Below are 23,926 nucleotides of genomic sequence, written 5' to 3'. Positions count from 1 at the left end.
CACGATCCAGTTTTCCGAGATTGGCCCCACGAGGCGAATCCGAGCGTTTTACATAAAAAAATTGAGGAGCACATCGATGCGCGTCATTCTGCTGGGAGCTCCCGGGGCCGGTAAAGGTACTCAGGCTAAGTTCATCACTGAAAAATTCGGTATCCCGCAAATCTCCACCGGCGACATGCTGCGAGCGGCGGTCAAGGCCGGCACCGAGCTGGGCATCAAGGCCAAGGGCATCATGGACGCTGGCGGCCTGGTGTCGGATGACCTGATCATCGCATTGGTCAAGGATCGTATCGCTCAACCCGACTGCGCCAACGGTTTCCTGTTCGACGGTTTCCCACGCACCATTCCACAGGCCGAAGCCTTGGTGGAAGCCGGTGTGGAACTGGACCACGTCGTGGAAATCGCCGTGGATGACGAAGAGATCGTCCAGCGTATCGCCGGGCGCCGCGTCCACGAGCCATCGGGCCGCGTCTACCACACCGTCTACAACCCGCCAAAACTGGCTGGCAAGGACGACATCACCGGTGAAGAACTGGTGCAGCGCAAGGACGACACTGAAGAAACCGTGCGTCATCGCCTGTCGGTCTACCATTCCCAGACCAAACCACTGGTGGCCTTCTACCAGGACTTGTCCACCAAGACCCAGGGCAAGCCAAAGTACAGCCACATCCCAGGCGTCGGCTCGGTCGATGCAATCACCAGCAAAGTGCTTGAAGCGCTGAGCTGAGAGATCTGATCCGCTGTCTCGACTCCGGCCCGCTTGCGGGCCGGAGTTGTTTATACTGGCGCACTTTTCCTACCTGACTGACGGACACATCGATGAGCACCTTGCTGGCACTGGACACCGCGACTGAAGCTTGCTCCGTTGCCTTGCTGCACGACGGCAAGGTCACGAGCCATTACGAGGTGATTCCGCGCCTGCATGCCCAGAAACTGCTGCCGATGATCCAGCAGTTGCTCAGCGATGCCGGCACGACCTTGCAGGCGGTGGATGCAATTGCCTTCGGTCGTGGCCCGGGGGCCTTCACCGGCGTGCGCATCGCCATTGGTGTGGTGCAGGGGCTGGCGTTTGCCTTGGAGCGCCCGGTTCTGCCGGTGTCGAACCTGGCGGTGCTGGCCCAGCGGGCATTGCGTGAGCATGGCGCCCGCCAGGTGGCGGCTGCCATCGATGCGCGCATGGATGAGGTGTACTGGGGCTGCTACCGGGAAACCGCTGGCGAGATGCGCCTGGTGGGGGCCGAAGCGGTTCTGCCACCCGAAGTCGCGGCGTTGCCGGCAGGCGCCGAGGGGGAGTGGTTCGGCGCCGGCACCGGTTGGGGCTACGGCGATCGAATTGCCGTGAAGCTCAGCGGCCAGGACGCCACCTCGTTGCCTCACGCCGAAGACCTGCTCACCCTGGCGCGTTTTGCCTGGGAGCGTGGCGAAGCCATTCCGGCCGATGATGCCCAGCCTGTTTACCTGCGGGACAAGGTCGCCACGCCTAAATCCGAACGCTAACCCCAGCTCTACAGGCGGAGGGAGCTAGCCTTGCTCCCACCCAACGAACTCTCCGCCAAAAGTCACAGCCGATATTACCAGTCGTCATTTTTTTACCCCGTTTTTAAACCTTTTAGCTTTTATGTGTTCTAGTTATCACTTGCGCATTTGCGCGGCTTTAAAAGTGCCGCTAAATTGCCATCATTGATACCGAGCATTCTGTCATGCGTATAGACGGCGTTTCTTCTCAGTCCTATCCCATCAAGCGCAGGCCTCGTACGGGCAAGATCGCTGATCAGGAGACCTTCGACGACGTCGATGGCGAACTGGAGTTTCCGTCCGAAGAGCAATTGGCTGCCCGTGCCGCCAAAGCCTCCGCGCAACGCCTGAGCAATCTTCCCGCCCGTCAGCAAGACATGATTTACCACCGTGCCATGACCCGAAGCGTGGCGACCGCCCTGGCGAGCTACCTGAGCACCGCCGGTTTCGTCGACTGGGATATGGAAGTGCTGGGGCTCGACCTCTATATCTGATGGTGTTGCCTTATTACCTGGGCTGTCCGTCCTGGAGCGAAAATGCCTGGCGCGATTACCTTTATCCCCAGGATGCCAGAAGCTCCGATTTCCTGAATCTCTACACTCAAGTGTTCAATGCCGTGGAAGGCAACACCACCTTCTACGCGAGCCCGTCAGCGGCCATCGTGCAGCGCTGGGCCGATACCATGCCCGAGCATTTTCGCTTCACCGCCAAGTTTCCCGGTGATATCAGCCACGGTGGCGACTTGCGTGAACACCCGGTGGCCGTCGACACGTTCCTGCAACTGCTCAGCCCCTTGGACGAGCGTGTCTCGCCGTTCTGGCTGCAACTGTCCAAGGCCTTCACCCCGAATCGACTGCCCGAGTTGGCCGGGTTCATCGACGCCTTGCAGCGTCCCCTGGCGGTAGAAGTCCGCCACGATGAGTTCTTCGCCAAGGGCGATGCCGAGCGGCGTCTCAATCGCTTGTTGCTTGACCGTGGCGTCGAGCGCATCTGTCTCGACCCGCGGGCTTTGTTCAGTTGTACCTCGACCGATCCGGCGGTGCTCCATGCTCAATCGAAGAAACCCCGGGTGCCGCCTCGGCCGGCAGCTTTTACCCAATACCCGCAAGTGCGTTTCATCGGTCATCCGGTGCTGGAGGCCAACGAGCCGTTCCTGACGCCATGGGTGGAGAAGATCGCCGGCTGGATCGAAGAAGGGCGTACGCCTTATATCTTCTTGCATACCTCGGATAACCGGCTGGCGGCGAAACTCGCGCAACATTTCCATCGGCGATTGATGACTCGATTGCCTGGCCTGCCGGCCCTGCCTGAGCTATACAGAGAGCCCGCCGCCGAGCAACTGGGTTTGCTCTGAGGCGATATCTTCTCTGCTCAGGAGCCACATTCATGGATGCACAAACCCGTCGAGCCCAGGCGTTCAAGGCCTTGCATGAACGCGAAGGGGCCTTTGTCATTCCCAATCCGTGGGATGCCGGTTCCGCGAAAATGCTGGCAACGCTCGGTTTCGAGGCGCTGGCGACCACCAGCGCCGGTCATGCTTTCTCCCTGGCCCGGCCCGATGGCGCCCTGGCGCTGGAGGACACGCTCGCCAATGTCCGGGCCATCGTGGCGGCCACTGACCTGCCGGTGGCGGTCGATCTGGAGAACGGCTTTGCCGATGGGCCCGAGGATTGCGCCCGCAACCTGCTTCGTGCGGCGCACGCCGGTGCGGTCGGGGGCTCCATCGAAGACGCCACGGGGCGCGAAGAAAGCCCGATTTATTGCTTCGACCATGCCGTGGCACGGGTCAAGGCCGCAGCCGACGCGGTGCGCAGCCTGCCGTTTCCTTTCCTGCTGACGGCCCGCGCGGAAAACTTCCTGCACGGCAATCCCGATCTGGATGACACGATTCGTCGCTTGAAGGCATTCGCCGACGCGGGTGCCGATGTGTTGTATGCCCCGGGGTTAAGCACTGCCGAGCAAGTGCTCGCCGTGGTTCAGGCCGTGGCACCGAAACTGGTGAACGTGTTGATGTCCGGGGCGCTGGACTTGACGGTCGCGCAGCTGAGCGAATTGGGCGTCAAGCGTATCAGCGTCGGTTCGGCCCTGGCCCTGGCGGCGTATGGCGAATTCTTCCGCGCTGCCGAGGAGATCCAGCAGCACGGCACGTTCACCTTCACAAAACGCTCAATGCCGTTCAAGCAGGCCAACGAGCTGTTCAAGGGCTGATGATCGAGGCATGGCCGTGCGGGTTCTGAAAGGTTTGCTGGTGGTGGGGCTGTTGGTGGGCGTTGCGTTATTCGCGGCATGGCGCGGTTGGCTGTCGCTGCCACCGCAGTGGAATCCCTGGGCACCCCTGGATGTCAACGTCCCGCCGAACCTGCTGACCCGCTACAAGCTCATGGCCCTGCGCAACGACCCACAACTGTGCGACCAGGCCCTCTCGACCTCCGGGTTGCGGACCGCTCGCCAGGCCGACAGTGGCGCCAAGGCTGACTGCCCGCTGACCAACGTGTTGAGGGTGCAGGGTGGCGAGGTGGCATTGAGCAGCAGCTTCCTGGCCAGTTGTCCGTTGGCGGTGGCGTTCGCCCTGTTCGAGCGCCATGCATTGCAGCCGGCGGCTATAGGTGCCTACGGGCAGAAAGTGACGCGGGTGGATCACCTGGGCAGTTTCGCTTGCCGTAACATGTACGGTCGGGAAACCGGTGCGCGCAGCCAGCATGCCACGGCCAGTGCGTTAGACATCGCCGGGTTTCGCCTGGCGGACGGTCGCACGGTCAGCGTGCTCAGGGATTGGCCGAAAGACAGCAACGATGCGCGTTTCCTGCGTGAGGTGCGCGACGGGGCCTGTGACATGTTCAGTGTGGTCTTGAGCCCGGATTACAATGCGGCGCACCGCAACCATTTCCACTTGGACGTGGGGCCGTGGTGGATCTGTCGATAGTGTCTTGTTCCGTCAAAAAGGAACCGTATTGGTGATACGGGACACCCGTCAGGCGGCGATACGCAGGTTCTGCAACACGATCGGGCGTGCCCAGCGGGTATCGAAATCCAGGGCTTTCTGTTGGGCCACGATTTCTTCTTCCGGGAACGGCGGGAAGGGTTTGTCCAGCAGGTCCAGTTCAAACTCGGCAATAGGCAGGTGCAGCGGGCGTGGCTGCGGTGCCGGGCCAGGCTCGGGCAGCGGTTGGCCGGCGGCGAGGACGATGGGGCGAACCCAGTGGCTCTCGAAGTTCTGCTGTTTTTGCTGGGCGGCGATTTCTTCCGGCGGGAAGGGCGGGAACGGTTTGTCCAGCAAGTCGAGTTCGAATTCGGCGATAGGCAGGAACAACGGCTCCGGTGGCTTGACCGGGGTATCTTTCACGTCGAGGGTGCGTTGGCTGACGATGTGATCCAGCAACTCGGCGCCGAGGGTCGGTTCAACCGCTTCATCGAGGGTGGCGGGCTGGTAGCTGCCCGGCGCCGGTGCGTTTTCACCCAGTTGATCGGCCAGGGCCCGGGCAAAGAAATCCTGCCACAGGTGACTGACACCGCTCAGCGCTTGGGTGTTACGCAGGCTGTAATCGCCGTAAGGGGAGATAACGCCTATCGATGTGGATTGAATGTCTGACATTTTTTTCGGTCGACGCTCAGCTCTGGCAAAATGCCGTTCACCGTTGTTATCGGCCGTTTTTGCCGATCCTTAATTTTTTGAGCATGTTTGCGAATGAACAACTTCCATGAGTGAGCAACCTGCGGCCTGCCGCATCCACGTCGAGGCCCTGGCCCCGGCCTTCCAGCCCCAGGCGGAGCATTGGGCCCAGCGGCTTGGGCTGCCCCTTCAGGTGGATGATAGCGAGTTTGCCTTGCAGGTCGGCGAGCAGGGGCTGCAATTGCAGCAATTGGGGCCGGATGCGCCGGGGCCGGTGCGGGTGGACTTCGTCGAGGGCGGAGCGGCTCATCGCCGGTTGTATGGCGGTGGCAGCGGGCAGATGATCGCCAAGGCGGTCGGCATCGCCCAGGGTGTGCGGCCTCGTGTGCTGGACGCCACGGCCGGGCTGGGCAAGGACGCCTTCGTGCTGGCCAGCCTCGGCTGTGACATGAGCCTGATCGAGCGCCAGCCGCTGATCGGTGCCTTGCTGGAGGACGGGCTGGCTCGTGGGACGGAGGATTTCGACGTGGCCCCCATTGTGGGCCGTATGCGCCTGCTCAAGGGTAACTCCATCGAGTTGATGCGTAACTGGGAAGGCGAGCCGCCCCAGGTGATCTACCTGGACCCCATGTTTCCCCACCGTGAGAAAACCGCCCTGGTGAAGAAGGAGATGCGTCTGTTCCGTCCTCTGGTGGGTGACGACGCGGATGCCCCTGCGTTGCTGGCGGCGGCCCTGGCCCTGGCGACCCATCGGGTGGTGGTCAAGCGCCCACGCAAGGCGCCGTGCATCGAAGGACCTAAGCCGAGCCATGGGCTGGAGGGCAAGTCCAGTCGTTACGATATCTATCCGAAGAAGGCGCTCAAGCCCTGAGACCGAGGCGCCTTCATCGCGAGCAGGCTCGCTCCCACAGGGATCAGTGTCGAATACCACGTCGATGAACGACACCGGACCTGTGCGGGAGCGAGCCTGCTCGCGATGAGGCCCTGCAGTACACCGAGAACTAAGGGCGATAAGCCCGAATGAACAACCCCACCACTTCCCGCACATGGGCCTCGGCCGCTTCGGCGTCCAGCGGCGCGCCGCAGCCGTACAACAGTCGGAAATTCGGTGCACCCTTGATCAGGCAGAAAAAATGCTCGGCGGCATGGCGAGGTTTGTCGATGGAAAGGGCGCCACTCTGGCTTATCTTGCTCAGCAACCGCTCCATGCCGCAGAGCATTCGCTGTGGACCGGCCTCGTAGAAAATCGTCGAGAGTTTCGGGTCCTGGCTGCCCAGGGCCATGATCAGCCGGTGCAGGTTCACCGATTCAGCGCTGCTGATCAGTTGATGGAAGCCACGGGCGATGTTCAACAGTACGTTTTCAATCGGCACCCCCTCAGGCCATTCGAAAAACAGTGGCGGTACCTGCTCTTCGCACTGGGCGATCACGGCGGCGGAAAACAGCGTTTCCTTGTCGTTGAAATGGCTATAGACCGTGAGCTTCGACACGCCCGCCTCGGCGGCGACCGCGTCCATGCTGGTGCTGGCATATCCCATACTGAGAAACAGCCGTTTTGCCGCATCGAGAATGGCCTGGCGCTTGGCCAGATCCTTCGGGCGGCCAGGGCCGTTGGGCGGTGAAAGATTGTTCGACATTCTTCGCTTTAATACTGGACTGGTGAGTTTGCTATTAATAACATACTCGCCAGTATAATTATTCCAAGCATCCTTAGCGAAAGGTCTCTCGTCATGTTCCGCTATGCGTCGTCCCTCGCCCTGCCAGTCAGCCTGGTTTTTTTATTGTCTGCGTGTGGCCATGACGAGCCGGTGTCCGTCGCCGTGCGCCCCGCCATGGTAGTCAAACCGGAGCCTTCGGCCCAGGCGACGCAAAGCTATCCCGGCGAAGTGCGGGCTCGTTTCGAGCCGGACCTGGCGTTTCGCATCGGCGGCAAAGTGAGCCGACGACTGGTCGAAGAAGGCCAGCGGGTCAAGGCTAATCAACCGCTGGCCGAACTCGATCCTCAGGATGTGCGCCTGCAACTGGAAGCCACCCGGGCCCAGGTCGCCGCCGCCGAGGCCAATCTCAACCTGGTGCGTGCTGAACGTGACCGCTACAAGACCTTGCTGGATCGGCAGATGGTCAGTCGCTCGCAGTACGACAACGCCGAAAATCTCTACCGTTCCGGCGCCGCCCGGCTCAAGCAGATCCAGGCCGAATTCGACGTTGCCAACAACCAGGCCAGCTATTCGGTCCTGCGCGCGCCCCAGGACGGTGTGGTGGCCCGGCGTTCGGTGGAAGTCGGACAGGTGGTGTCGGCCGGGCAGACCGTCTTCACCCTGGCCACCGATGGCGAACGTGAAGTGCTGATTAGCCTGCCGGAACAGAGTTTCGGTCGGTTCAAGATTGGTCAGCCTGTCTCGGTGGAGCTGTGGAGTCAGCCCGATCAGCGCTTCAGTGGGCATATTCGAGAACTTTCGCCGGCCGCGGACCCCAAATCCCGTACGTTCGCCGCTCGCGTAGCGTTCACGTCGGGCAGCGTTCCGGCTGAGCTGGGCCAGAGTGCGCGGGTGTTTATCCAGGCCGCGGACAAGGTGCCACTGTCGGTTCCACTGTCGGCGCTCACCGCCGAGAACGGCGCGACCTATGTCTGGGTGGTCAATCCCGACAACACCCTGAAAAAAGTCCCGGTGCGCGTCGGCGCCTTCGGCGAAAAGTCCGTGCCGGTGCTTGAAGGCCTGAACCCCAATGATTGGGTGGTGGCGGCCGGCGTGCATGTGCTCCTCGACGGCCAGCAGGTACGGCCGGTGGATCGCTCCAACCGCGTGGTCAATCTGGCGGCCAAGGAGTAATCCCGATGGGTTTCAATCTTTCAGAATGGGCGCTGCGTAACCGCCAGATCGTACTGTTCCTGATGCTGTTGCTGGCTATCGTTGGTGCCCTTTCCTACACCAAGTTGGGCCAGAGTGAAGACCCGCCGTTTACCTTCAAGGCCATGGTCATCCGCACTAACTGGCCGGGCGCTACGGCCGAGGAAGTGTCCCGCCAGGTGACCGAGCGCATCGAAAAGAAGCTGATGGAAACCGGCGACTACGAGCGCATCGTTTCCTTCTCCCGCCCGGGCGAATCCCAGGTAACGTTCATGGCCCGCGACTCACTGCATTCAGCGCAGATCCCCGAGCTGTGGTACCAGATCCGCAAGAAGGTCAGCGACATCCGCCATACCTTGCCGCCGGGTATTCAGGGGCCGTTCTTCAACGACGAGTTCGGCACCACCTTCGGCAATATCTATGCCCTGACCGGCGAAGGCTTCGACTATGGCGTGCTCAAGGACTACGCCGATCGCGTGCAGATCCAGCTACAACGGGTCAAGGACGTGGGCAAGGTCGAGCTGATCGGCCTGCAGGACGAGAAGATCTGGATCGAGCTGTCAAACGTGAAGCTGGCGACGCTGGGCTTGCCTTTGGCAGCCGTCCAGCAAGCCCTCGAAGAACAGAATGCGGTGTCTACCGCCGGCTTCTTCGAAACGGGTACCGAACGGTTGCAACTGCGGGTGTCGGGTAATTTCCAGACGGTAGAAGAGATCCGCCGCTTTCCGATCCGGGTCGGCGACCGTACGTTCCGTATCGACGATGTGGCGGATGTGCGTCGTGGTTTCAACGATCCACCCGCGCCACGCATGCGTTTCATGGGCGAAGACGCCATCGGCCTGGCCGTGGCCATGAAGGAGGGGGGCGACATCCTCATCCTCGGCAAGGCCCTGGAGGCCGAGTTCGCCCGAATCCAGGACAATCTCCCGGCCGGCATGCAGCTGCGCAAGGTGTCTGACCAGCCGGCGGCCGTGAAGACCGGCGTTGGCGAGTTCGTCCGGGTGCTGGTGGAAGCATTGGTCATCGTGTTGCTGGTGAGCTTCTTCTCCCTGGGGTTGCGCACCGGGATGGTGGTGGCCCTGGCAATTCCGTTGGTGCTGGCGATGACTTTCGCCGCGATGTATTACCTGGGGATCGGCCTGCACAAGATTTCCCTGGGCGCGTTGGTCTTGGCGCTGGGGCTGCTGGTGGACGATGCCATCATTGCAGTCGAGATGATGGCGATCAAAATGGAGCAGGGTTTCGACCGGATCAAGGCCGCCAGCTTCGCCTGGACCAGCACGGCGTTCCCGATGCTCACCGGTACGCTGATCACGGCGGCGGGCTTCCTGCCGATCGCCACGGCGCAATCGGGCACCGGCGAATACACCCGTTCGATCTTTCAGGTCGTGACCCTCGCGCTGGTAGCGTCCTGGGTGGCGGCGGTGGTGTTCGTGCCTTACCTGGGGGAAAAACTCCTGCCGGACCTGGCGAAAATTCATGCGGCCAAGCACGGTACCGGTGACGGGCATCCGGACCCTTACGCCACTCCGTTCTACCAGCGTGTCCGGCGGTTGGTGGAGTGGTGCGTGAGACGGCGCAAAACCGTCATCATGCTGACCGTGCTGCTGTTCGTGGGCTCGGTGGTGCTGTTCCGTTTCGTTCCGCAGCAGTTCTTCCCAGCGTCGGGCCGGCTGGAGTTGATGGTGGACCTGAAGCTTGAGGAGGGCGCCTCCCTGAGCAACACCGCCGAACAGGTCAAGCGCCTTGAAGCCCTGCTCAAGGACCATCCCGGCATCGACAACTATGTGGCCTATGTCGGCACCGGTTCACCGCGCTTCTACTTGCCGCTGGATCAACAACTGCCGGCGTCGAGCTTTGCCCAGTTCGTGGTGCTGGCCAAGACCATCGAGGACCGTGAGCCGTTGCGCAGTTGGCTGATCACCACGCTGAACGAGCAATTCCCGACCCTGCGTTCACGGGTCACCCGCCTGGAGAACGGACCGCCGGTGGGTTACCCGGTGCAGTTCCGGGTCACCGGCGAACATATCGAGCAGGTCCGCGCCCTGGCCCGCAAAGTGGCGACGAAGGTTCGCGAGAATCCCTACGTGGCCAATGTGCATCTGGATTGGGAAGAACCGAGCAAGGTCGTCTACCTGAATGTCGATCAAGAGCGTGCCCGGGCCTTGGGCGTGAGCACCGCCGACCTGTCGAAATTCCTGCAAAGCTCCCTCATCGGCTCCAGCGTCAGCCAGTACCGGGAAGACAACGAGCTGATCGAGATCCTGCTGCGCGGCACCGTGCACGAACGCACCGAACTGTCGCTGCTGCCAAGCCTGGCGGTGCCCACCGAGAATGGCGCCAGCGTAGCGCTGTCGCAGATTGCAACGTTGGAGTACGGCTTCGAAGAAGGCGTGATCTGGCACCGCAACCGGCTGCCGAGCGTGACCGTGCGGGCCGATATCTACGGCAAGGAGCAGCCGGCGACGCTGGTGCAGCAGATCTTCCCGACCCTGGAACCGATTCAGGCCGAATTGCCGGACGGCTATTTGCTGGAGGTCGGGGGCACGGTCGAGGACTCGGCCCGTGGCCAGAAATCGGTGAACGCCGGTGTGCCGCTGTTCATCGTGGTGGTGTTGACGCTGCTGATGTTGCAACTGCGCAGCTTCTCGCGCACGGCCATGGTCTTTCTCACGGCGCCTCTGGGGCTGATCGGCGTGACGCTGTTTTTGCTGGTATTCCGCCAGCCGTTCGGCTTCGTCGCCATGCTGGGCACCATTGCGCTGTCGGGGATGATCATGCGCAACTCGGTGATCCTGGTGGATCAGATCGAACAGGACATCGAGGCCGGCCTCACGCCGTGGCAGGCGATCATCGAAGCCACGGTACGTCGCTTCCGGCCAATCGTGCTCACCGCACTGGCGGCCGTGCTGGCGATGATCCCGCTGTCACGCAGCCTGTTCTTCGGCCCGATGGCCGTGGCCATCATGGGCGGGCTGATCGTGGCGACGGCGTTGACGCTGCTGTTCCTGCCGGCGCTGTATGCGGCGTGGTTCAGGGTCAAGAAGACCTGACTGCGATGTAGTGAACACCGCAAAGCCAATGTGGGAGCGGGCTTGCTCGCGAAAGCGGAGCATCAGTTGACACCTGATAGGCTGATCCATCGCTTTCGCGAGCAAGCCCGCTCCCACCGTTGTTCAGTGCTGGGGGTCAGAGGGCGCCGAACACCTTCTTCGCCAGACTGGTCGCCGCAGCCGCCGGGTTCTTGCGAATGGTGGCTTCCTGCTTGCCGATCATTTCGAACAAGCCATCCAGCGCTTGCTCGGTCACGTAGTTTTCGACGTTGGCGCTTTTCGCATCCAGCACACCGAAGGTCGCGGCCTGGCCGGCGAAGGCATTGTATTTCTGGGCCAGGCCGACCTTGTCGGTGGCTTGCTTGACGATAGGCAGGAACTTGGCGCGGATCTGCTCGCGGCTGCTCTTGTTCAGGTACTGGGTGGCTGAATCGTTGCCACCGCTCAGAATCCCCTTGGCGTCGTTCACGCTCATGTTTTTCACTGCGTTGACCAGGATCGGCTGAGCCTGGACAACCGCGGCCTCGGCGGCCTGATTCATGCTGGTTTCCAGCTGATCGACCTGATCACCCATGCCGAAGGCTTTCATCTTGCTGGCGACTTTACCAAGCTTGCCCGGCAACTCGATCTTCACGTCCGGGTTGTTGCTGAAACCGCCGGGCGTGCCCAGTTGCTTGACCGCGATTTGTGCGCCTTGGGTCAAGGCATCCTTGAGACCGCCCGTGGCATCCGATTGCGACAGATCGCCCAGGGACAGGGCCATGGCATGGGCACCGAACAACAGGCCGGCGCACAGGCCGGTGAAACGCAGGGTGGAACGGAACATGGGAGCGTCCTTGGTGAAGTAAAGGGAATCAGCGTGCCGCATTGACGCGGATCTTCAACGGCTGTGGATCGTTGCCATCGAGTTGCACGGTGTGTTGTTCGGTGGTGACGAACATCAGTTGGCCGTCGACTTCGATCCGAGCGCTGACAGCATAACGATGGCCTGGCTTGACCTGGGCCGGATCATAACTGAGGTGGAACGGCAGCGGGACCTGGCCGTTGACCGGGCCGCTCTGTTCATCGAGCACCACGGCCGGGGCATCGGCCAGGGATACGTCTTGCAGGCTCACGTTCAAGATCGCGGAGGGTGGCAGGGCGATGCGTTGCAGATAGAACACTTCGCCATCGAGGCTGTGCTTGTCCGCCAGTGGTGCGCTGGAGCAGGCACTGAGCAGTGCGGCGAGAGCAAGGGTAAGAAGCTTGTTCATGGGGCAGTCCTTGATTGAAGGCGCCAGTTGACGAACTGACGCCTGTGGGAAGATCAGTCCCGGGACTCCGGGGCAACCTGATCCGCCGCGTCTTCACTGCGATGCAACGCCACTTGGCGAATCGACAGGCGAATCTCCGCCGGCAGCACCCGTTTCGCGGCGCCTTCGGCCAGTTCGCCCAACAGCTCGTGATAGCTTAGCTTGCCCGCTTCGTCCCGGCGCAGCACGTCGAGGTCCAGCAGAGTCTGGATGAAGTGGCGGAACAGGCTCTTGTCGAAGAACTCCGGCGCGTTCAGGCCATGGAGGATCGACAGGCGCTGGGCCATTACGGTGCAGAGGTCTTCCAGTTCCTCGGCGCTGATGCTGTTCTGGCCGCTGTTGAGCAGCAGCGAGACGGTCATGTAGAAGCGCTGCAAGGTCTGGGCGATGCTCTTGGACAGCAGCGTCAACAGCACGAAGTGCCGCGAGCTCGGGGCCGGGCGCAGGTACAGGTCCTTTTCGAAACGCAGCAGGCCTTGTTCGACGAACGCTTCGAGCCACTGGTCGACCACACCGTCGAGTTCTTCCAGCGACCAGCGGATGAACAGCTCCGATTGCAGGTACGGGTACAACGCGCGGGTGTAGCGCAGGATCTGCTCGCGGCTCATGCGCGAAGTGCTCTGGAAGAAACTGGCCAGTAACGCCGGCAGGGCAAAGATGTGCAGCACATTGTTGCGGTAGTAGGTCATCAGCACCGCGTTCTGTTCGTCCAGGTACAGAATCTTGCCAAGGGCGTCGCTCTGTTCCGACAGCAGGTCCATGCCCTTGACGTGCTCGATCAACGCCTGGCCGTCACCCGCGGGCAGGGTGGTGTGGGGCGAATACGGCACTTTGCGCAGCAACGCCAGGTACAGATCCAACACCCGTGCCATGGCGCGGTCGTCCAGGGCCAGGCGGCTGGTGGACAGCAGGGCCAACGCCACCAGGTTGACCGGGTTGATCGCGGCGGCTTCGTTCAGGTGCCGCGCCACGCGCTCGCCCAGGCGGTGGGTGGTTGCGTTGAGCCAGGCCGGTTTGAATTGCGGGCCCAGTTCCTGCTGGCGCCAGCCGGGCTGCTCACCGTCGAGGAATTCGGCCAGCTTGATCGGTTCGCCGAAGTTCACGGCCACCTGGCCGAAGCGTTGCTTGAGGGCGCCGATGACCTTGAAGATGTCGAAGATCGATTCTTTCTTCTTGCTGGCTCCGCGCAGTTCACCCAAGTAGGTGCGGCCTTCCAGTACCCGCTCATAGCCAATGTAGACCGGCACGAACACGATGGGCGTGCGCGATGAGCGCAGGAAGCTGCGCAGGGTGATGGCGAGCATGCCGGTCTTGGGTTGCAGCATGCGTCCGGTGCGTGAGCGACCGCCCTCGACGAAGTACTCCACCGGGAAGCCCTTGGTGAACAACGTGTGCAGGTATTCGTTGAACACAGCGGTGTAGAGCGGGTTGCCCTTGAACGTACGGCGCATGAAAAACGCCCCGCCACGGCGCAGCAGGCCACCGATGACCGGCATGTTCAGGTTGATGCCGGCGGCGATGTGCGGTGGCGTCAGGCCGTTGCGGAACAGCAGGTACGACAGCAGCAGGTAATCGATATGGCTGCGGTGGCAGGGCACATAGATGACCTCGTGACCGGGCGCGATCGCTTGCACATTCTCGATGTGGTTGACCTTGATGCCATCGTAGATCTTGTTCCAGAACCAGCTCAGCACCACTTCCAGGAAGCGGATTGCGGTGTAGGTGTAGTCCGAGGCGATTTCGTTGCCGTAGCGCAGGGCCTGGGCCTTGGCTTTCTCGGCGGAAATCTTTTCCCGTTCGGCCTCGTCGGCAATCGCCTGCTTGACCAGCGGCTGGTTCACCAACCCTTTGACCAGGTTGCGTCGGTGGGAAATATCGGGCCCGATCACCGCCGCCTTCAAGTTGCGAAAATGCACCCGCAGAATCCGCTGGGCCATGCGCACGGTACGTTCGTGGCCCTTGTCGTGCTCGATCAGCTCGCGCAGGTGGATCGGCGCGGAGAACTGCACGCGGGTCTTGCGACCCAGGATCATGATGCTCAGCAGGCGCCGCAGACGCCCGGTGACCGCCCAGCTGTCAGCGAACAACAGCTTCCACGGGCTGGATTCGCTGTCCGGCGATTGGCCCCAGAACACGCTGACGGGAATGATCTGCGCATCTTCGGCAGCGTCATGGCTCAGCACGTTGACCAGCCGCGTCAGCGTGGGCGGCGCGCCGCGTTTGTCCTGGCGTCCGAGCCAGTCCGGGGCCGGGGTCAGGTAGAAAAATGCCGCCGGTTCCAATAGCTGACCCACCGAAACCGGCAATACCGGACGGGGCAGGCCGGCCTTGGTGCACTCGGTGTCGAGTACCGCCAGGTCGGTGAGCGAAGGGTCTTGCAGGACGTAGAACACCGGACGGCTGCGGTCGAGGTTGAGGGTGAAGGACGACTGGTTGATCGTCTCGGAGCGAACCCAGAGGTACAACAGTCGGCGCAGGGTGCCAAACACAAGACGGCGGAACGGAGAACGGGTCATACGGCTTCTGCGTGAGTGGATGAAACCGAGCGGATGCTCGGGCTCGCTAGTTTGCAGGATTCATCGAAAATCGGCAAAAAAGCGGCGAAGTAAAGTCAGTTGAGAGTTTTTGCGGCTGTCATATACTCGGTCGGCTGGCTGCCTCCGCCTCCCTCATGGACGGCCGGACGGTGGCGAAAGTTCGAAACAGCCGACCTAAAAATAAGAATGGGAGTGAGCACCATGGCAGCACGTGAAACCGGCAACGTGAAGTGGTTCAACGACGCGAAGGGCTACGGCTTCATCCAGCGTGAAGGCGGAGCAGACGTATTCGTGCATTACCGCGCGATCCGTGGCGAAGGCCATCGTTCGCTGACCGAAGGGCAGAAGGTCGAATACGCGGTGGTGGAAGGGCAGAAGGGCTTGCAGGCTGAGGATGTGGTGGGGTTGTAACAGCGCCACTAATCCCCTGTGGGAGCGGGCTTGCTCGCGAATGCGGTGTATCAGTCAATGAAAGTATCGACTGACACACCGCATTCGCGAGCAAGCCCGCTCCCACATTTTGATCTACGGTGGGCTGTAGGCCTGCGTCAGGCAGTCCGCCAGGTAATCTCCTCCTCCCCGTCGGCACTGATCCGAATCCAGCGATCAGCCGAATCCTCGCCTTCCTCTTCCACCCACGAACCGGGCGCGCAGCGCACTTCGACGTTCAGTGCGGCGTAGGCGGCGCGGGCGCAGGCGATGTCGTCGTCCCATGGGGTCTGGTCGCTTTCCAGGTACAGGCTGTTCCATTTGCCGACGGCCTTGGGCAGCCAGGTCACCGGGATGTTGCCGGCCTTGCACTTGTAGGTCTGGCCCTTCTGGGTCCAGTCGCTGCACGGGCCCAGGGCCTGGGTCAGCCAGGCGGCGATGGCCTTGTGGTCGACGTCGGCGTCCTTGAGGTAAATCTCGATATCGGGTTGGCGCATGGATGTCCTCGCTGCGGTCTTGAAAAATCCATTCGCGGATTTGATCGGTTATTGAAGAACGAAATAATCGTAGCGCATCGACACGGTGACCTCGAACGGCTCGGCCTGTTCGATCACGCTGGCGCGGCGTTCGGCACTGGCGCGCCAGCCATGGGGCGTCATCGCCAGCAGATTGGCGCGGTCCTGGCCGTTGTCGAGCGTGAGCTTGAATTCGAGGGTTTCGCTGTGATCCAGCGCCATGCCCGCCGGCACCAGGGCTAGATGCTTGTCATCGGTGTATTCGCGCACTTCGTCATACAGCCGCTCGCGCAGTTCCATCAGGTGGCCGCGGGTTGGGCCGACTTTCATGAGGCCGCCACCGGGGCTGAGCAGGCGCTTGGCTTCCTGCCAGTCCAATGGGCTGAACACGCTCGCCAGGAACTGGCAGCAAGCGTCCGCCAGCGGCACCCGAGCCATGCTGGCGATCAACCAGGTCAGGCGCGGGTTGCGTTTGCAGGCGCGCTTGACCGCCTCGCGGGAGATATCCAAGGCGTAGCCATCGGCCTCGGGCAAGGCGTCGGCGATCTGCGCGGTGTAGTAACCCTCGCCACAGCCAATGTCCAGCCAACGTCCCGGCGCTCGTTCGGCGGCCAGTTCGGCGAGCCGCCGGGCCACCGGCGCGTAGTGCCCGGCGTTGAGGAAGTCGCGACGGGCTTCGACCATGGCCTGGTTATCGCCCGGGTCGCGACTGTTCTTGTGCTGCACCGGCAAAAGATTCAGGTAGCCCTGGCGTGCGCGGTCGAATCGATGGCCGGCCGGGCAGGCCACACCGTTATCCACCGCATTTAGCGGTTCGCTGCAGATCGGACAGGCGAGCATCAGGCGAGCAACTTGATCAGCGTCTTGTAGTAGATCTCGGTCAGCACGTCGAGATCGGCTGCCAGCACGCGCTCGTTGACCTGGTGGATGGTCGCGTTGACCGGCCCCAGTTCCACCACTTGGGTGCCCATGGTGGCGATGAAGCGACCATCGGAGGTGCCGCCGCTGGTGGACGCCTGGGTTTCGCGGCCGGTGACGTCTCTGATGCTCGACGATACGGCGTCCAGCAGCGCACCCGGTTCGGTGAGGAACGGCAGGCCGGACAGCGCCCAGTCGATGTGCCAGTCCAGTTGATGCTTGTCGAGAATGTCGGCGACGCGCTGTTGCAGGCCTTCGACGGTGGATTCAGTCGAGAAACGGAAGTTGAACACCGCCTCCAGCTCACCGGGGATCACGTTGGTGGCCCCGGTACCGGCGTTGAGGTTGGAGATCTGGAAACTGGTGGGCGGGAAGAAGTCGTTGCCATGGTCCCAATGTTCCGCGGCCAATTCCGCCAGGGCTGGCGCAGCCAGGTGGATCGGGTTTTTTGCCAGGTGTGGATAAGCCACGTGACCCTGCTTGCCGCGCACGGTCAGTTTGGCGCCGAGGGAGCCGCGCCGGCCGTTCTTCACTACGTCGCCCACGAGGGTGGTGCTCGACGGTTCGCCAACGATGCACCAGTCCAGTCGCTCCTGGCGGGCCTTGAGACGTTCCACGACGGCTTTGGTGCCGTGGTGTGCCGGGCCTTCTTCATCGCTGGTGATCAGGAAAGTCACCGAGCCCTTGTGGTCCGGGTAATCGGCAACGAACCGCTCGGCTGCCACCACCATGGCCGCCAGGCTGCCTTTCATGTCCGCTGCACCACGGCCACAGAGCATGCCGTGCTCATCGATGACCGCATCGAACGGGTCGAGCTGCCACGCCTGCACCGGACCGGTGGGCACCACGTCGGTGTGCCCGGCGAAGCACAGCACCGGCCCGTCATGCTTGCCATGGCTGGCCCAGAAGTTATCCACATCTTCGATGCGCATCGGTTCGAGCGTAAAGCCCGCGTTGCCCAGGCGCTGCATCATCAGTTTCTGGCAATCGGCATCCACCGGCGTCACGGACGGACGGCGGATCAGGTCGCAGGCGAGTTGCAGGGTCGGCGAGAGGTCGGCGGGGGCCGTCATGGAAAGCTCCGGGATTATCGAGTGCGCGCAAGGACAGACATGGGCGGGAGCCAATACGCTCCCGCAAAATGGCGGTTATCTTATAGCAAAACGCAACGCATGGGCTGCAGGTGCCCTATAATGCGCGCCGGTTTTTGGGGTAACGGTCATGAGTACAGAAGATCCACGGTTTGCCGGCATCGCTCGGTTGTATGGCATCGAAGGCCTGGAGCGCCTGCGGGCGGCCCACGTGGCGATTGTCGGGGTGGGCGGTGTCGGTTCCTGGGCGGCGGAGGCCGTTGCTCGCTGCGGCGTGGGCGAGATTTCCCTGTTCGACCTGGACGACGTCTGCGTCAGCAACGCCAACCGTCAGTTGCACGCCCTGGACAGCACTGTCGGCAAGCCCAAGGTCGAGGTGATGGCCGAGCGGCTGCGCGGCATCAATCCCGACTGTACGGTGCACGCGGTGGCGGATTTCGTCACCCGGGACACCATGGCCGAATACATCACACCGAACATCGACTGCGTCATCGACTGCATCGACAGTGTGAATGCCAAGGCGGCGCTGATTGCCTGGTGCAAGCGCCGCAAGATCCAGATTATTACTACGGGTGGCGCGGGCGGGCAGATCGACCCGACGCTGATCCAGGTCTGCGACCTGAACCGCACGTTCAACGATCCGCTGGCGTCCAAAGTACGCTCGACCCTGCGCCGCGACTACGGCTTCTCCCGCACCGTCACTCGCCACTACAGCGTGCCGTGCGTGTTCTCCACCGAGCAACTGCGCTACCCGAAGCCGGATGGCAGCATCTGCTTGCAGAAAAGTTTTGTCGGCGACGGCGTGAAGCTCGACTGCGCCGGCGGGTTTGGCGCGGTGATGATGGTGACGGCAACGTTCGGCATGGTCGCGGCGACCAAGGCTGTGGATAAGATCGTCGCGGGTGTGCGGCGGCCGGCTGACCGGGTCAAGCCTCAGGTTTGAGGGTGTCGCTGATGGCCTCTTCGCGAGCAAGCCCGCTCCCACAGTGGATATGGGGTGTACACAAGATTTGTGTTCGATGAGATCTCCTGTGGGAGCGGGCTTGCTCGCGAAGCTTTTAGCGGTTACCGAGTCAACTCAACCATCCGCTGCAACACCGCATTCAACCCATTACTGCGCGAAGGCGATAGCTGGCGCGACAATCCCAGCTGATTGAACCAGCCCGGCAGATCCACCTGCTGCAACTCGGCGGCGGACAGTCCGTTGACTCGCGCCAGCAGCAACGCCACCAACCCACGAATCAACCGTGCATCGCTGGCTGCGCGGAATTGCCAGTGGCCCTCCTGCAACCGGCCCACCAACCACACCTGGCTTTCACAACCGCTGACCAGGTTGGCCTCGCATTTGTCCGCGTCGCTCAGGGTCGGCAGGCGCTCGCCCCATTGCATCAGCAGCCGGGCGCGTTGTTCCCAGCCTGAGGCGTCCTGGAAGATCTGCAGCGCCGCGACGGCGTCGTCCGGCAGGTTCATCGCAGCATCTCCAGGGCCTGATCCATTGCTTCGAAGAAACGTTCAATGTCGGCGGAGTCGTTATACAGCGCCAGCGACACCCGAATTGCCCCCGACAACTGCAAATGCTTGAACAGCGGCATGGCGCAATGATGCCCGGCGCGTACGGCGATGCCTTGCTCGGTCAACAGGTGGGCGAGGTCGGCGTTGTGAATGCCCTCGACCACGAAACTGACCAGCGCCAGGCGTGGGGTGCCTACCAGTCGCACGCCGTTGCGCGCGAGCAAGCCGTGGAGCAGATAGTCGTGCAGCGCCGTCTCGTGATCGACGACCGCTTGGGCATCGAGGCCGGACAGGTAATCCAGGGTCGCCCCCAGGCCGATCACGCTGGCAATGGGCGGTGTGCCGGCCTCGAAGCCCAGCGGTGCGGGGCGGAAGGTGGCGCTGTGGTAATCGGCCTGCTGCACCATCTCGCCGCCGAACTGCCAATGACGCAGCTTGCCAAGGGCTTCGCTACGGCCGAACAGGACGCCGAGCCCTTCGGGGCCGTAGAGCTTGTGGCTGGAAAATACGTAGAAATCACAACCCAGGGCCTGCACGTCATGGCGGCCATGGACCACGCCCTGGGCGCCATCGATCACCGTCAGCGCCCCCTGAGCCTTGGCCAGCGCCAACAGCGCCGGCAAGGGTTGCCAGGTTCCCAGTACGTTGGACAACTGACTTACCGCCAGCAGCCGTGTACGCGGACCGATGAGTTCAGCGGCTGCGTCGAGGTCAATCACCCCGCAGGCATCGAGTGGCAACACCACCAGCTTCAGCGAACGGCGCTCGGCCAACTGCTGCCAGGGCAACAGGTTGGCGTGATGTTCCAGGGCGCTGATGACGATCTCATCGCCCGGAACGAATAGATGCTCCAGCCCATAGGCCAGGAGGTTCAGCGCCGAAGTGGCGCCATGGGTAAAGACGACCTGCCCGCAGCTCCCCGCATTAAGCCATTGCGACACCTTGAGGCGGCTGTCCTCGAACGCCTGGGTGGCGTGGGCGCCCGGTAGATGCTGCGCGCGGTGCACGTTGGCGGCGCCATTGGCGTAGTAGTGCGCCAGGGCGTCCAACAGGGCTTGGGGTTTCTGCGTGGTGGCGGCATTGTCCAGGTAGGTCTGGCCTTGCCGTTGAAGGGCGGCGATGGCCGGGAAATCGGCACGCCAGGGGGAGGGAATCAACATGCTTTCGGGCCCTGCTGGAGTGACGCCGGACCCTGTAGGAGCAAGTGTGCTCCCACAGGTGACAGTGAAGCGGCTTAGTTATGCGCGTGCAGTGCTTCGTTCAGCTCGATGGCCGACTTGTGGGTCTTGCACTCCACCGCGCCCGTCTCGGAGTTGCGACGGAACAGCAGGTCCGGTTGGCCGGCCAGGTCGCGGGCCTTGACTACTTTGACCAGCTGATTGTTCTCGTCCAGCAGCGCGACCTTGGTGCCAGCGGTCACATACAGGCCCGATTCCACGGTGTTGCGGTCGCCCAGCGGGATGCCGATGCCGGCGTTCGCGCCGATCAGGCAGCCTTCGCCGACCTTGATCACGATGTTGCCGCCGCCCGACAGGGTGCCCATGGTCGAGCAACCGCCGCCCAGATCCGACCCCTTGCCGACGAACACACCGGCCGAGACACGGCCTTCGATCATGCCCGGGCCTTCGGTACCGGCGTTGAAGTTGACGAAACCTTCGTGCATCACGGTGGTGCCTTCGCCCACGTAGGCGCCCAGACGCAACCGCGCGGCATCGGCGATGCGCACACCGGCCGGAACCACGTAGTCGGTCATTTTCGGGAACTTGTCCACCGAGAACACTTCCAGCAACTCGCCACGCAGGCGGGCTTCGAGCTGGTGCTCGGCCAGTTCGCTCAGGTCGATTGCACCCTGGCTGGTCCAGGCGACGTTCGGCAGCAGCGGGAAGATACCGGCCAGGTTCAGGCCGTGAGGCTTGACCAGGCGATGGGACAGCAAGTGCAGCTTGAGGTAGGCCTCAGGCGTGGAGCTCAGTTGGGCATCTTCGGCCAGCAGGGTGGCGACCAGAGGCTTGTGGCTCTCGGCCAGGCGAGTCAGCAGCTTGGCTTGCGCGGCATCGACGCCCTTGAGGGCTTCGGCCAGTTGCGAGGCCTGGGCGGTGGTGAAGGTGATGGCCTGGTTGCCTTCGCTGTAACCCAGGATCGGCGCGACGGCCTTGACGATATCGGCCGACGGATTGAGCAGTGGCTGTGCGTAGAACACTTCCAGCCAGGCGCCTTGACGGTTTTGAGTGCCGACACCGAAGGCCAGGCTGAACAGGGTAGTGGACATGAACGTTACCTCAACAAAATGGACAGGGCAGGCTTACTGAAGCGCCGCCGCATAGATATCTGGCTTGAAGCCAATCAGGGTTCGGTCACCGAGATCGAGCACCGGGCGCTTGATCATCGAGGGTTGGGCGAGCATCAGTTCGATGGCTTTCGACTGGTCGAGATCGGCTTTGCGTTCGTCGTCGAGCTTGCGAAAGGTCGTACCGGCACGGTTCAACACCACTTGCCAGCCATGCTCGTCGCACCATTGGGTCAGGTGCTCACGGTCGATGCCGGCAATTTTGTAGTCGTGAAAATCGTAGTGCACAGCGTGTTCATCGAGCCAGATACGCGCCTTTTTCATCGTGTCACAGGCTTTGATGCCGAAAAGGTGCAACGTTTTGCTTGAATCGGTCAAGGAACTGCCCCCTTTGCAGGTGCTGGAAATAAAAGGTGAAGGATTATGCCATGACCGGACGGTTGTGGGAGCGAGGCTTGCCCGCGATGAACGATGACGCGATGTTCTGGCAGATCGAAGTGGTTTCATCGCGAGCAAGCTTTGCTCCCACAGAATGACTCCCACAGCCTTGCTCCCAAAAGGAGCTGCTGCGACATAAGTGCAACGGTCAGGTCCATGCTAAGCGGCTAATATGGCACTTCAACGGCAACCTGTTGCCGGATGTGTGTGTTGCAGTTACTGGAAGCCGTCATGCAAAGCGCCTATACCGTCCTGATCCTGTTGTTGCTGGTGGGCGTTTCGCGCCTGATCGGTCGGTTGATCCCGTTACCCTTGCCCCTGGTGCAGATCGGCGCCGGAGCCGTGTTGGCCTGGCCCTCCCTGGGCCTGCATGTGGCCCTTGATCCTGAGCTGTTCCTGTTCCTCTTCCTGCCGCCGCTGCTGTTCTCCGATGGCTGGCGCATGCCCAAGCGCGAACTGTGGCGCCTGCGCGGGCCAATCCTCACGCTGGCGGTGGGGCTGGTGCTGTTCACCGTGGTGGGCGCCGGTTACTTCATTCATTGGCTGCTGCCGAGTATTCCGCTGCCGGTGGCCTTCGCCCTGGCGGCGGTGTTGTCGCCCACCGACGCTGTGGCTGTCTCGGCGATTGCCCGGGATCGCCTGCCCGCGCCGCTGATGCACATGCTCCAGGGCGAAGCGCTGATGAACGATGCGTCGGGCCTGGTGACCTTCAAGTTCGCCTTGGCGGCGGCCATCACCGGCGTATTTTCCCTGGCCAGTGCCAGTCTGACTTTCGTACTGGTGGCGCTGGGCGGTCTGTTGGTCGGCGTCACCTTGAGCTGGCTGATGGGCCGGCTGCGGGCCTGGATGGTCGCACGGGGCTGGGACGACCCGGCCACCCACGTCGTGTTCATGTTGCTGCTGCCGTTCGCCGCCTATGTGCTGGCTGAGCGACTGGGCGCTTCGGGCATCCTCTCGGCAGTGGCGGCGGGAATGATGCAGAGCTGGCTCGACCTGCTGCCACGCCAGACCGGCACCCGGTTGCTCAATCGCAGTGTCTGGACGTTGCTGGAGTTCGCCTTCAACGGGTTGATCTTCCTGCTGCTGGGCTTGCAACTGCCGGACATCATCAAGGCGGTGACCAGCCACGAGACGGCGTTATGGCCGACGTTGTTCTTCCGATGCCTGGATGTGGTGGCGATATTCCTGGTACTGCTGGTGCTGCGGTTTGTCTGGGTGCAAAGCATCTGGCGGTTGTCCGGATTGCTGCGGCGCTGGCGCGGCCGGGGTGAACTGACCCTGGTCCCGACGGCGCGCTCGTGCTGGCTGCTGACATTCGGTGGCGTGCGCGGTGCGGTGACACTGGCGGGCGTGTTGTCGGTGCCGCTGCTGATTGACGCGGGCGAGGTGTTTCCCGAGCGTGACCTGCTGATTTTCATTGCCGCCGGGGTGATCTTGCTGTCGCTGGTCGCGGCCTGCATCGCCCTGCCCATGTTGCTGCGGGGCGTCGAAAAAAGCCCCGACGACAAGCGCCGCAACGAAGTCCGCGATGCCTGGCGCAAGACCGCTGAAGCGGCAATCCGAGCGCTGGAAGTGGAAGAGCCGGCCGAGCCTGCCAGCGCGCCGGCGGCGGCGCTGTCGACCGAGGTCAAGGCGCGGCTGATGTCCGAATATCGCCATCAATTGGAGGTCTTCGACGACTCCGCCGAAGCCCAGGCCCTGGCCTTTGAAATGGACCTGCTGGAACGCCGGCTGCGCTTGAAGGCGCTGAAGGCGCAGCGCTTGGAGCTGTATCGGCTTAGTCGGCATCACCAGATTGGCGATGATGTGTTGCGCGAGGTCTTGGGGGAGTTGGATCTGGCGGAGGCGAATTTGGGGTTGGTTAAATAACGCAGGTCAGA

The 23,926-nt window shown here is 62.4% G+C and carries 24 protein-coding genes; 12 read left to right on the top strand and 12 right to left on the bottom strand.

Annotation, left to right across the window (positions count from 1 at the left end):
- The first annotated feature begins 76 nt into the window (after positions 1-76).
- From adk to EGM97_RS00460, 6 genes are all read left to right on the top strand, one after another.
- Entirely contained in the window at positions 77-727 is a 651-nt protein-coding gene (gene adk, locus EGM97_RS00485; protein WP_053152677.1) for an adenylate kinase, read from the top strand.
- Between the two features lie 92 nt (positions 728-819).
- Entirely contained in the window at positions 820-1,497 is a 678-nt protein-coding gene (gene tsaB, locus EGM97_RS00480) for a tRNA (adenosine(37)-N6)-threonylcarbamoyltransferase complex dimerization subunit type 1 TsaB (RefSeq protein ID WP_238961379.1), read from the top strand.
- A gap of 203 nt (positions 1,498-1,700) precedes the next feature.
- On the top strand, positions 1,701-2,009 hold the full coding sequence (locus EGM97_RS00475; RefSeq protein WP_238961378.1) for a hypothetical protein: 309 nt from the start codon (positions 1,701-1,703) through the stop codon (positions 2,007-2,009).
- The gene (locus EGM97_RS00470; RefSeq protein ID WP_238961377.1) at positions 2,009-2,869 is read left to right on the top strand and encodes a DUF72 domain-containing protein; all 861 of its coding nucleotides are present in this window, start codon (positions 2,009-2,011) and stop codon (positions 2,867-2,869) included. The genes EGM97_RS00475 and EGM97_RS00470 overlap by 1 nt, the downstream gene beginning before the upstream one ends.
- A gap of 32 nt (positions 2,870-2,901) precedes the next feature.
- A complete protein-coding gene (locus EGM97_RS00465; RefSeq protein ID WP_238961376.1) occupies positions 2,902-3,723 on the top strand; it encodes an isocitrate lyase/PEP mutase family protein in 822 nt (273 codons plus the stop codon).
- 16 nt (positions 3,724-3,739) lie between these two features.
- Entirely contained in the window at positions 3,740-4,438 is a 699-nt protein-coding gene (locus EGM97_RS00460) for an extensin-like domain-containing protein (RefSeq protein WP_238961628.1), read from the top strand.
- A 48-nt stretch (positions 4,439-4,486) separates the two neighbouring features.
- Here the strand turns inward: EGM97_RS00460 and EGM97_RS00455 are convergent, their stop codons facing one another.
- Positions 4,487-5,107 (bottom strand): energy transducer TonB, encoded by a 621-nt coding sequence (locus EGM97_RS00455; protein ID WP_238961375.1) that lies wholly within the window; start codon positions 5,105-5,107, stop codon positions 4,487-4,489.
- A gap of 106 nt (positions 5,108-5,213) precedes the next feature.
- Here EGM97_RS00455 and EGM97_RS00450 point away from each other — a divergent pair, with 106 nt between their 5' ends.
- Positions 5,214-5,996 (top strand): class I SAM-dependent methyltransferase, encoded by a 783-nt coding sequence (locus EGM97_RS00450; RefSeq protein ID WP_238961374.1) that lies wholly within the window; start codon positions 5,214-5,216, stop codon positions 5,994-5,996.
- A 130-nt stretch (positions 5,997-6,126) separates the two neighbouring features.
- Here the strand turns inward: EGM97_RS00450 and EGM97_RS00445 are convergent, their stop codons facing one another.
- A complete protein-coding gene (locus tag EGM97_RS00445) occupies positions 6,127-6,762 on the bottom strand; it encodes a TetR/AcrR family transcriptional regulator (RefSeq protein WP_238961373.1) in 636 nt (211 codons plus the stop codon).
- A gap of 93 nt (positions 6,763-6,855) precedes the next feature.
- On the opposite strand from EGM97_RS00445, the gene EGM97_RS00440 reads away from it, so the two are divergent.
- Entirely contained in the window at positions 6,856-7,956 is a 1,101-nt protein-coding gene (locus EGM97_RS00440; RefSeq protein WP_238961372.1) for an efflux RND transporter periplasmic adaptor subunit, read from the top strand.
- Positions 7,957-7,961: 5 nt separating this feature from the next.
- The gene (locus EGM97_RS00435; protein WP_238961371.1) at positions 7,962-11,027 is read left to right on the top strand and encodes an efflux RND transporter permease subunit; all 3,066 of its coding nucleotides are present in this window, start codon (positions 7,962-7,964) and stop codon (positions 11,025-11,027) included.
- Positions 11,028-11,163: 136 nt separating this feature from the next.
- On the opposite strand, the gene EGM97_RS00430 is transcribed toward EGM97_RS00435, so the two are convergent.
- From EGM97_RS00430 to plsB, 3 genes are read right to left on the bottom strand one after another with little or no spacing between them, the layout of a single operon-like run.
- A complete protein-coding gene (locus tag EGM97_RS00430; RefSeq protein ID WP_238961370.1) occupies positions 11,164-11,853 on the bottom strand; it encodes a DUF4197 domain-containing protein in 690 nt (229 codons plus the stop codon).
- Positions 11,854-11,881: 28 nt separating this feature from the next.
- Positions 11,882-12,280, bottom strand: coding sequence for a YbaY family lipoprotein (locus tag EGM97_RS00425; protein ID WP_238961369.1), 399 nt, complete (start codon positions 12,278-12,280; stop codon positions 11,882-11,884).
- Positions 12,281-12,333: 53 nt separating this feature from the next.
- Positions 12,334-14,835 (bottom strand): glycerol-3-phosphate 1-O-acyltransferase PlsB, encoded by a 2,502-nt coding sequence (plsB, locus tag EGM97_RS00420; protein ID WP_238961368.1) that lies wholly within the window; start codon positions 14,833-14,835, stop codon positions 12,334-12,336.
- Positions 14,836-15,057: 222 nt separating this feature from the next.
- Between plsB and EGM97_RS00415 the strand changes: the two genes are divergently transcribed.
- On the top strand, positions 15,058-15,267 hold the full coding sequence (locus EGM97_RS00415) for a cold-shock protein (protein WP_053152705.1): 210 nt from the start codon (positions 15,058-15,060) through the stop codon (positions 15,265-15,267).
- A 137-nt stretch (positions 15,268-15,404) separates the two neighbouring features.
- On the opposite strand, the gene EGM97_RS00410 is transcribed toward EGM97_RS00415, so the two are convergent.
- The 3 genes from EGM97_RS00410 to dapE are packed head-to-tail and all read right to left on the bottom strand — an operon-like array spanning position 15,405 to position 17,791.
- A complete protein-coding gene (locus EGM97_RS00410; protein WP_238961367.1) occupies positions 15,405-15,782 on the bottom strand; it encodes a hypothetical protein in 378 nt (125 codons plus the stop codon).
- 48 nt (positions 15,783-15,830) lie between these two features.
- Entirely contained in the window at positions 15,831-16,640 is an 810-nt protein-coding gene (locus tag EGM97_RS00405; RefSeq protein ID WP_238961366.1) for a putative RNA methyltransferase, read from the bottom strand.
- On the bottom strand, positions 16,640-17,791 hold the full coding sequence (dapE, locus tag EGM97_RS00400; protein WP_238961365.1) for a succinyl-diaminopimelate desuccinylase: 1,152 nt from the start codon (positions 17,789-17,791) through the stop codon (positions 16,640-16,642). The genes EGM97_RS00405 and dapE overlap by 1 nt, the downstream gene beginning before the upstream one ends.
- 148 nt (positions 17,792-17,939) lie before the next feature.
- Here dapE and tcdA point away from each other — a divergent pair, with 148 nt between their 5' ends.
- Complete coding sequence (gene tcdA, locus EGM97_RS00395) at positions 17,940-18,752, top strand: tRNA cyclic N6-threonylcarbamoyladenosine(37) synthase TcdA (protein ID WP_238961364.1); 813 nt, start codon at positions 17,940-17,942, stop codon at positions 18,750-18,752.
- A 122-nt stretch (positions 18,753-18,874) separates the two neighbouring features.
- Here the strand turns inward: tcdA and EGM97_RS00390 are convergent, their stop codons facing one another.
- From EGM97_RS00390 to EGM97_RS00375, 4 genes are all read right to left on the bottom strand, one after another.
- Positions 18,875-19,279, bottom strand: a complete 405-nt coding sequence (locus EGM97_RS00390; protein WP_238961363.1) for a SufE family protein — start codon at positions 19,277-19,279, stop codon at positions 18,875-18,877.
- On the bottom strand, positions 19,276-20,481 hold the full coding sequence (locus EGM97_RS00385; RefSeq protein WP_238961362.1) for a cysteine desulfurase: 1,206 nt from the start codon (positions 20,479-20,481) through the stop codon (positions 19,276-19,278). Before EGM97_RS00385 ends, EGM97_RS00390 begins: the two co-directional genes overlap by 4 nt.
- A 74-nt stretch (positions 20,482-20,555) precedes the next feature.
- Positions 20,556-21,590: a 2,3,4,5-tetrahydropyridine-2,6-dicarboxylate N-succinyltransferase gene (gene dapD / locus EGM97_RS00380; protein WP_053152720.1), complete on the bottom strand. Its 1,035-nt coding sequence runs from the start codon at positions 21,588-21,590 to the stop codon at positions 20,556-20,558.
- A 33-nt stretch (positions 21,591-21,623) separates the two neighbouring features.
- Positions 21,624-21,986, bottom strand: coding sequence for an ArsC family reductase (locus EGM97_RS00375; RefSeq protein ID WP_275300554.1), 363 nt, complete (start codon positions 21,984-21,986; stop codon positions 21,624-21,626).
- Between the two features lie 291 nt (positions 21,987-22,277).
- On the opposite strand from EGM97_RS00375, the gene EGM97_RS00370 reads away from it, so the two are divergent.
- Positions 22,278-23,915 (top strand): Na+/H+ antiporter, encoded by a 1,638-nt coding sequence (locus EGM97_RS00370; RefSeq protein WP_238961361.1) that lies wholly within the window; start codon positions 22,278-22,280, stop codon positions 23,913-23,915.
- Positions 23,916-23,926 lie beyond the last annotated feature (11 nt).

Source organism: Pseudomonas sp. AF32 (assembly GCF_022342325.2).
Taxonomy (GTDB): domain Bacteria; phylum Pseudomonadota; class Gammaproteobacteria; order Pseudomonadales; family Pseudomonadaceae; genus Aquipseudomonas; species Aquipseudomonas uvaldensis.
Note: the sequence above shows the minus strand (reverse complement) of the source record. Positions and strands in the feature narration are given on the sequence as shown.

What these genes read in the sequence shown, in the direction of transcription:
- EGM97_RS00465 (WP_238961376.1), top strand. Translation starts at nt 2,902, where the DNA reads ATGGATGCACAAACCCGTCGAGCCCAGGCGTTCAAGGCCTTGCATGAA.
- EGM97_RS00440 (WP_238961372.1), top strand. Translation starts at nt 6,856, where the DNA reads ATGTTCCGCTATGCGTCGTCCCTCGCCCTGCCAGTCAGCCTGGTTTTT.
- tsaB (WP_238961379.1), top strand. Translation starts at nt 820, where the DNA reads ATGAGCACCTTGCTGGCACTGGACACCGCGACTGAAGCTTGCTCCGTT.
- EGM97_RS00415 (WP_053152705.1), top strand. Translation starts at nt 15,058, where the DNA reads ATGGCAGCACGTGAAACCGGCAACGTGAAGTGGTTCAACGACGCGAAG.
- EGM97_RS00390 (WP_238961363.1), bottom strand. Translation starts at nt 19,279, where the DNA reads ATGAACCTGCCGGACGACGCCGTCGCGGCGCTGCAGATCTTCCAGGAC.
- dapE (WP_238961365.1), bottom strand. Translation starts at nt 17,791, where the DNA reads ATGACGGCCCCCGCCGACCTCTCGCCGACCCTGCAACTCGCCTGCGAC.
- dapD (WP_053152720.1), bottom strand. Translation starts at nt 21,590, where the DNA reads ATGTCCACTACCCTGTTCAGCCTGGCCTTCGGTGTCGGCACTCAAAAC.
- EGM97_RS00430 (WP_238961370.1), bottom strand. Translation starts at nt 11,853, where the DNA reads ATGTTCCGTTCCACCCTGCGTTTCACCGGCCTGTGCGCCGGCCTGTTG.
- EGM97_RS00435 (WP_238961371.1), top strand. Translation starts at nt 7,962, where the DNA reads ATGGGTTTCAATCTTTCAGAATGGGCGCTGCGTAACCGCCAGATCGTA.
- plsB (WP_238961368.1), bottom strand. Translation starts at nt 14,835, where the DNA reads ATGACCCGTTCTCCGTTCCGCCGTCTTGTGTTTGGCACCCTGCGCCGA.
- EGM97_RS00370 (WP_238961361.1), top strand. Translation starts at nt 22,278, where the DNA reads ATGCAAAGCGCCTATACCGTCCTGATCCTGTTGTTGCTGGTGGGCGTT.
- EGM97_RS00425 (WP_238961369.1), bottom strand. Translation starts at nt 12,280, where the DNA reads ATGAACAAGCTTCTTACCCTTGCTCTCGCCGCACTGCTCAGTGCCTGC.
- EGM97_RS00410 (WP_238961367.1), bottom strand. Translation starts at nt 15,782, where the DNA reads ATGCGCCAACCCGATATCGAGATTTACCTCAAGGACGCCGACGTCGAC.
- EGM97_RS00405 (WP_238961366.1), bottom strand. Translation starts at nt 16,640, where the DNA reads ATGCTCGCCTGTCCGATCTGCAGCGAACCGCTAAATGCGGTGGATAAC.
- EGM97_RS00450 (WP_238961374.1), top strand. Translation starts at nt 5,214, where the DNA reads ATGAGTGAGCAACCTGCGGCCTGCCGCATCCACGTCGAGGCCCTGGCC.
- EGM97_RS00475 (WP_238961378.1), top strand. Translation starts at nt 1,701, where the DNA reads ATGCGTATAGACGGCGTTTCTTCTCAGTCCTATCCCATCAAGCGCAGG.
- EGM97_RS00445 (WP_238961373.1), bottom strand. Translation starts at nt 6,762, where the DNA reads ATGTCGAACAATCTTTCACCGCCCAACGGCCCTGGCCGCCCGAAGGAT.
- EGM97_RS00385 (WP_238961362.1), bottom strand. Translation starts at nt 20,481, where the DNA reads ATGTTGATTCCCTCCCCCTGGCGTGCCGATTTCCCGGCCATCGCCGCC.
- EGM97_RS00470 (WP_238961377.1), top strand. Translation starts at nt 2,009, where the DNA reads ATGGTGTTGCCTTATTACCTGGGCTGTCCGTCCTGGAGCGAAAATGCC.
- tcdA (WP_238961364.1), top strand. Translation starts at nt 17,940, where the DNA reads ATGAGTACAGAAGATCCACGGTTTGCCGGCATCGCTCGGTTGTATGGC.
- adk (WP_053152677.1), top strand. Translation starts at nt 77, where the DNA reads ATGCGCGTCATTCTGCTGGGAGCTCCCGGGGCCGGTAAAGGTACTCAG.
- EGM97_RS00455 (WP_238961375.1), bottom strand. Translation starts at nt 5,107, where the DNA reads ATGTCAGACATTCAATCCACATCGATAGGCGTTATCTCCCCTTACGGC.